Source organism: Nocardioides sp. cx-169 (assembly GCF_021083605.1).
Lineage (GTDB): Bacteria > Actinomycetota > Actinomycetes > Propionibacteriales > Nocardioidaceae > Nocardioides.
This window is the reverse complement of record NZ_JAJNRO010000016.1, coordinates 148,549-155,182: the sequence shown is the minus strand read 5'-3', so window position 1 is coordinate 155,182 and position 6,634 is coordinate 148,549. Positions and strand designations below refer to the sequence as shown.

At 72.7% G+C, this 6,634-nt stretch carries 6 protein-coding genes; 2 read left to right on the top strand and 4 right to left on the bottom strand.

The window, feature by feature from the left end; translation table 11 throughout:
- Positions 1 to 276: 276 nt before the first annotated feature.
- Positions 277 to 963 carry a ceramidase gene (locus tag LRP67_RS19350; protein ID WP_231271768.1) on the top strand — a complete coding sequence of 229 codons (687 nt, stop codon included), beginning with the start codon at positions 277 to 279 and terminating at the stop codon, positions 961 to 963.
- Here the strand turns inward: LRP67_RS19350 and LRP67_RS19345 are convergent.
- Both LRP67_RS19345 and LRP67_RS19340 read right to left on the bottom strand, forming a co-directional pair.
- Complete coding sequence (locus tag LRP67_RS19345) at positions 929 to 1,336, bottom strand: nitroreductase family deazaflavin-dependent oxidoreductase (RefSeq protein ID WP_231271767.1); 408 nt, start codon at positions 1,334 to 1,336, stop codon at positions 929 to 931. The genes LRP67_RS19350 and LRP67_RS19345 overlap by 35 nt on opposite strands.
- A gap of 89 nt (positions 1,337 to 1,425) precedes the next feature.
- Entirely contained in the window at positions 1,426 to 2,391 is a 966-nt protein-coding gene (locus tag LRP67_RS19340; RefSeq protein ID WP_231271766.1) for a YihY/virulence factor BrkB family protein, read from the bottom strand.
- Between the two features lie 90 nt (positions 2,392 to 2,481).
- On the opposite strand from LRP67_RS19340, the gene LRP67_RS19335 reads away from it, so the two are divergent.
- Positions 2,482 to 3,753, top strand: a complete 1,272-nt coding sequence (locus tag LRP67_RS19335; RefSeq protein WP_231271765.1) for a S1C family serine protease — start codon at positions 2,482 to 2,484, stop codon at positions 3,751 to 3,753.
- A gap of 48 nt (positions 3,754 to 3,801) precedes the next feature.
- Here the strand turns inward: LRP67_RS19335 and LRP67_RS19330 are convergent, their stop codons facing one another.
- Positions 3,802 to 4,827: a GNAT family N-acetyltransferase gene (locus LRP67_RS19330; RefSeq protein WP_231271764.1), complete on the bottom strand. Its 1,026-nt coding sequence runs from the start codon at positions 4,825 to 4,827 to the stop codon at positions 3,802 to 3,804.
- Positions 4,824 to 6,524 carry an ABC-F family ATP-binding cassette domain-containing protein gene (locus LRP67_RS19325; RefSeq protein ID WP_231271763.1) on the bottom strand — a complete coding sequence of 567 codons (1,701 nt, stop codon included), beginning with the start codon at positions 6,522 to 6,524 and terminating at the stop codon, positions 4,824 to 4,826. Before LRP67_RS19325 ends, LRP67_RS19330 begins: the two co-directional genes overlap by 4 nt.
- Positions 6,525 to 6,634 lie beyond the last annotated feature (110 nt).

The following is a 6,634-nucleotide window of genomic DNA, read 5'->3' as shown; positions in this document are numbered from 1 at the left end:
CCGGCTGGCTGGCCCAATGGCTCGAGCTCGTCCAGGACAAAGAACAGAAGATCGCCCGCCCCAAGCAGATCTACACCGGCGACCGCACCCTCGACTTCACCCCAGCCTCCGAGCGCTGGGCCTGAGCTCCTGAGCCGCCGACAGCCCCCGCCCCTCGTCTGGGCGGGGGCTGTCGCCGTCCTGTCCCTGGGACTGCTCGCCGCGGCCGTCGCGGGCGGCTGGCTCGGCCCGGACGTCGACCGTGGGGCGGGCTTCTGCGAGGCGGCCTCCGGCACGGTGCGCCAGCCGGTCAACACCCTGAGCAACCTGGGCTTCGTCGCCGCCGGGCTGCTCGTCGCCGCCAGGGCGGGGCGCGACGGCGGGCTAGGCACCGGCACGCTCGCACTGCGCCCGGGTCTCGCGACGGCGTACGCGTGCGTGGTCGTGCTGCTCGGGCCGGCCAGCATGGCGATGCACGCCACCGAGTCGTCGCTCGGCGGACATCTCGACCTGGCCAGCATGTACCTGATCGCGGGCTTCGCCGTCGCCTACGCCGCCATGCGGCGCTGGGAGCGCGGCCCCGGCTTCCTGGCGGCGACGTACGCCGCGGTCGTGCTGGCCTGCGAGCTCGTCGGTCTGCTCGGCGAGGCGCCGTGGCTGGGCCACATGGGCAACGTGGCGTTCGGGACCTGCCTGGCCGCAGCGCTGTGGCTGGAGTCGCGTGTCGCCCGCGCCGGAGGGGTCGCCCTGGACGTCCGCTGGGCGTGGGCGGCCGCCGGCAGCATCCTGGTGGCCCTGGCGGTCTGGACCACCGCCAAGACCGGCTCGCCGCTGTGCTTCCCCGGGTCGCTCTACCAGGGCCACGGCGTGTGGCACCTGCTGTGCGCGGTCTCCGCCTGGTGCCTGTTCCGGCTCTACGTCAGCGAGCGGCCGGTCAGCCGGACCAGCCTCAGTCCGTCGGCAGCAGCGCGACGACCGGGATGACCCGCGAGGTCTGGTCCTGGTAGTCCCCGAACCTCGGGTACAGGGCGGTCTGCTGGGCGTACAGCCGGTCGCGCTCCTCCCCCGTCACCTCGACCGCGCGGACGGCGAGCTCCCCGTCGCCGACCTCGATGCGGACCTCCGGGTGGGCCTTGAGGTTGCGGAACCAGTCGGGGTCGGTGTCCGCGCCGGCCCGCGAGGCGAAGACGACGTAGCGCTCGCCGTCACGCAGGTACATCATCGGGTTGACCCGCTCCTGGCCGCTCTTGGCGCCGGTGCTGTGCAGAAGCAGCAGCGGGGCCCCCTCGAAGCGGCCCCCGACGCGTCCGTGGTTGGCCCGGAACTCGGCGATGACCTGCTGGTTGAAGTCGCTCATCCCAGAAGTCTTGCAAAGCCAGCTCATGGGGCGCCCGCCTCGTCGCGGCCTGTGAAACGTGCGCGAGTGACGAGGTGAGGTGCGGCCCGCTAGACCTGCTGTTCCTCCGGCCGGCCCGGGTCGTCGTAGGCGGGCTGCTCCTGGTGGGCCCGCAGCGCCTCGAGCTGGGCGCATACCGCGACACCGTAGAAGAGCGAGATTGAGGACAGCAGGCTCCACAGCAGCAGAGCGACGATCCCCGCGAGGGGGCCGTAGGTGCTGGAGAATGAGCCGCTCAGGTTGACGTAGAGCGCCAGACCGGCGGCCGCCAACATGCTGAGCACGACGGCGACCACGGCGCCGAGCGCCAGCCAGGAGAGGGCCGGCTGGCGGCGACGCGGCGCATGGTCGAGCAGGACCGCGATGGTCAGCACGAGCATCAGGAGGCCGACCGGCCAGCGCCCCGCCTCCCAGGCGGTGCGCAGCCCCTCGGACCAGCCGTACTCCGCGACCATCGCTTCTCCGAACGCGCCGCCGGCGACGAGCAGCAGGAAGCCGAGCCCCACCGGCACGGCCAGCACGGCGGTCAAGACCGCGGCCCGCCCGTACTTCGCGAGCGCCGGCCGGTCCCGGCGGATGCCGTAGATGCGGTTGCTGCCCCGCTCCACCTGGGCCATGGCGGTGGTCATCGACGCCAGTGCGAGCAACAGGCCGATGACGAGCGCGACCTCCCCGGTGCCCTCGGAGCCGGTGGCGATGGCGCCGACGAGCGCGTCGTCGCCGCTGGAGCCGGGCGACACGGCGTTGATCGTGCGGGCCAGCACCTGCGCAGATCGGTCCTCGTCGAGGTCGGCGGCCAGACCGGTGACCGCGAGCAGGAACGGCACGACCGCCAGGCAGGTCTGCAGTGCCAGGGCCCGACTGTTGGTGAACCCGTCGCCGTAGCGGAACCGCACGAAGCTGCCCACCGCGATGTGCCTCAGCCCGTGGCGGCGCGCGAGGTGCCAGGCATCCTCGGCATCTAGCTCGTCACCGTCCATCTCGGTGGTGACGGGGACCGTGCGCGCCGTGGTCATCCGGGCACCCTATGCGGGCTCGAACAGTTCTTCGCTAGCACCCAGCCACGTCTCAGCCGGCTCACAGGCGACCTGGCCACCATGGTGGTCATGAACCAGATGCCTCCCTTCCCATCGCCCAGTCACGGGCCCCACGAGGCCCCTGACACCACCCAGTCGCTGCCCGGCGCCCCGGCGGCGGCTCCTTCATCCTCCCCCTTCGGGACCCCCGCCGCTGCCTCCACCACTGCGCCGAAGCGCGGACGCGGCCGGCTCGGGCTCGCGGCCGCCGTCGTCGGCACCTCGCTCCTCGTGGGCGGTGCCGCCGGCCTCGGCGGCGCTGCCGCCTGGAACGCCATGGACGACGAGCCCGCGGGCTCCCCGGCGGCCACGGCCGGCCCGAGCAGCTCGCAGGTGGCCAGCAGTCCGGACTCCGAGGCTCCCACCGGACGCGTCGAGGCCGTCGCCTCCTCGGTGCTGCCCTCGGTCGTGAAGCTCGACGTCTCCGGCGCGCAGGGCTCCGGCTCCGGCTCCGGCATCATCCTGAGCTCCGACGGGCAGATCCTCACCAACAACCACGTCGTCGAGGTCGCCGGCGAGAGCGGCGAGATCACCGTGTCGTTCAACGACGGCTCCAAGGCCTCCGCGCGGATCCTGGGCACCGACCCGCTCACCGACACCGCCGTGATCCAGGCCGAGGACGTGAGCGGCCTCACCGCGGCCAGCATCGGAGACTCCGCCAGCCTCGACGTCGGCCAGGAGGTCGTGGCGATCGGGTCACCGTTCGGCCTGGAGTCCACGGTGACCAGCGGCATCGTCAGCGCCCTCAACCGCCCGGTCGACGTGGGCGCGGACGCCGACGGTAACCGGACGACGTACCCCGCCATCCAGACCGATGCCGCCATCAACCCCGGCAACAGCGGCGGACCGCTGGTCGACATGGACGGCAACGTCATCGGCATCAACTCCTCGATCCGCAGCGCCTCCACCGGCAGCGAGGCCGGCTCCATCGGTCTCGGCTTCGCGATCCCGATCGACGCGGTGCTTCCGATCGTCGAGCAGATGGCCGCCGGCGAGACCCCGACCCACGCCAAGCTCGGCGTCAGCGTCCAGGACGTCGCCGACGCCACGGGCGTGGAGGTCACCGAGGGCGCCCAGGTCGGCACCATCAGTGACGACTCCCCCGCCGGCGCGGCCGGGCTGCGCCCCGGCGACGTCATCACCAAGGTCGACGACGCCACCATCACCGGCGCCGACTCGCTGGTCGCCACGATCCGCACCTACCGCCCCGGCGACGAGGTGACCCTCACCTACGTGCGTGACGGCGAGAGCGAGACCACCAAGGTCACGCTCGACTCGGACGCCGAGGAGAGCTCCTCCTGAGCTCCACCTGACCCCTGACGGGCGGGCGGACCCGAGACCGCCCGCCCGTCAGGCCCAGCGCTTCTGCAGCTCCCCCAAGCGCTCGGCGGGCACGAAGCCCAGGCGCTCGTTGACTCCGATCATGTGGTCGTTGACCTCGGCGTTCCAGGTCACGACACGTTCCAGCCCCGAGGTCTCGCGCTGCAGCAGCCGCAGGTTGGCGACCTTGACGGCCAGCCCCAGCCGGTGCCCACGGTCAGCGCGGCGCACCAACGTGCCCCACTGGTAGGCCCGGGTGGGCTCGTGGACCGTGGTGACCATGTCGGTGTAGGCCACCACGGTGCCGTCGGCGTCCAGCGCCACGGTGTTGTACTTCGTGCGCCCCTGCCGGCGGCTGACCTCCTCGCCCTCCCGCAAGGCGACCAGGTCGACGGCCTCGGGCTCGCGCTCCATCTCCCCGGTGGGCGCCTCGGTCATCAGGGTCGTGCTGAGCTCGGCCCAGCTCCGGACCAGGTCGTCGGGGACCGGGCCGACCCAGGAGCGCAGCGTGTACGCCGCGTGGCGGGCGGCGGCCTCGACGCCCAGCGGGTCGAGCAGCTCCCGCTCGACGGGCAGGGCGAGGACCCGCATCACGTCCCCCAGGCCCATCTCGTAGCCGTGCGCGCGGCCGAACTCCAGGCCCGGTGCGCCGGCCCCCGTCGGCCCGACCTCGTAGGCCCAGGCGGCCTCGGCGGCCAGCGTCGTGCGACCGTGCTCCCGCGCCACGTGCTCCACCCGGGCCAGCATCGCCGACCCGTGCCCCCGGCGCCGGTGCTCGGGCGCGGTGTGCACGTCGATCTCGGCGTGGCTCAGGTTGTCCAGCAGCCGCAGGTGCACGCTGCCGACGACCACGGCCGTGCCGCCGACGGTGCCGAGCAGCAGCACCGTGCGGCGCGACCGGGTGGGCTCCTGCAGCTGGACCCGCAGCTCCTCCAGCGCCCACGGGGTCGCGAGCTCCTCGCGTCCGTGTCGCTCCGCACGCACGTAGACGTCGTGCCAGGCCTCGAACGTGGCACCGTCGAACGGGTCGACGGGGGCGATCTCGAGCGCGCTCATCGCGTGCGCTGGACCCTTCCCTCGTCCCACACGGGACCGTCGGACTCGTAGACCTCGCCGTCGCCCCCGTAGACCAGGAACCGGTCGAAGCCGCGGGCGAACCACCGGTCGTGGGTCACCGCGACCACCGTCCCGTCGAAGGCCTCCAGGCCCTCCTCGAGGGCCTCGGCGGACTGCACGTCGAGGTTGTCGGTCGGCTCGTCGAGCAGCAGCAGCGTGGCCCCGGACAGCTCGAGGAGCAGGATCTGGAAGCGCGCCTGCTGGCCGCCCGACAGCGACTCGAACCGCTGGTCGGCGGCGTGCGCCAGCTCGTAGCGGTCCAGCACCCGCGCCGCCTGCTCGCGGCCCATCCCCGAGCGGCCGCGGCCGTCGGCCTCGCCGTCGCCGCGGTGCAGGATCTCGACGAGGGTGCGCCCCACCAGCTCGGGGTGCTCGTGGGTCTGCACGAACCAGCCCGGCCGCACGCGCGCGCCGAGCTTGGCCTTGCCCGTGTGCGGCACCGGCTTGATGGCCACGTCGCCCACCGGCTGGTGCTCCACGTCGGGGTCGCTCCCGCCCGCGGCCAGCAGGCGCAGGAAGTGCGACTTGCCCGAGCCGTTGGAGCCCAGCACGGCGACCCGCTCGCCGTACCAGACCTCCAGGTCGAAGGGCCTCATCAGCCCGGTCAGCTCCAGGCCCTCGCAGACGACCGCGCGCTTGCCGGTCCGCCCGCCCTTGAGCCGCATCGTCACCTGCTGCTCGCGCGGCTGCTCGGTCGGCGGGCCGGCCTCCTCGAACTTGCGCAGCCGGGTCTGAGCGGCGCGGTACTGACTCGACATGCCGTCGTTGTACTCGGACTTGACCTTCAGCCGGAGCACCAGCGCCTTGATCTTCGCGTGCTCCTCGTCCCAGCGGCGGCGCATCTCCTCGAAGCGCTCGAACCGGTCCTTGCGGGCCTCGTGGTAGCTCGAGAACCCGCCCGGGTGGGTCCACACCAGGTTGCCCGCGTGCCCGAGCTCGACGGTGACCACCCGGGTCGCGGTGTTGTCGAGGAGCTCGCGGTCGTGGCTGATGAACAGGATGGTCTTGTCGGACTCGCGGATGCGCTGCTCCAGCCAGATCTTGCCGGGCACGTCCAGGAAGTTGTCGGGCTCGTCGAGCAGCAGGACCTCGTCGGGTCCGGCGAGCAGGTACTCCAGCACCAGGCGCTTCTGCTCCCCACCCGACAGGGTGCGGAGCTCGCGGTACTTGGCCCGGTCGTAGGGCACGGCCAGTGCCTTGACCGTGCACACGTCCCAGGTCACCTCGACGTCGTAGCCGCCCGCGTCGCCGTACTCCGCCAGCGCCTCGGCGTAGCGCATCTGGGTCAGCTCGTCGTCGGTCTCCATCAGCGCCAGCTCGCAGCGCTCGACCTCGGCCGCGGCCGACCGCACCCGCGGCGGGGCGACGGAGCGCAGCAGGTCGGCGACCGTGGGCTCGGCGCCGAGCCCGGCGCCCACCATCTGCCGCATGACGCCGAGGCCGCCGCTGCGGGTCACGGCGCCGGCGTGCGGCACCAGGTCGCCGGTGATGATCTTGAGCAGCGTCGTCTTCCCGGCGCCGTTCGCGCCGACCAGCGCCACCTTGGCGCCCTCGCCGACCCGGAAGGACACCTCGTCGAGCAGCACCCGCCCGTCCGGCAGCTCGAAACGCACTCCACTGACCTCGACGTGTCCCACGTCGGAGAATTGTCCGCCAACGCTGCCGGATCGGCACACCGGTTTCCGTCTCACCCGTATGGGCGATCCGGCGGCCGGGCGCAAAGCACGGTGTTTTACGATTGCGCACC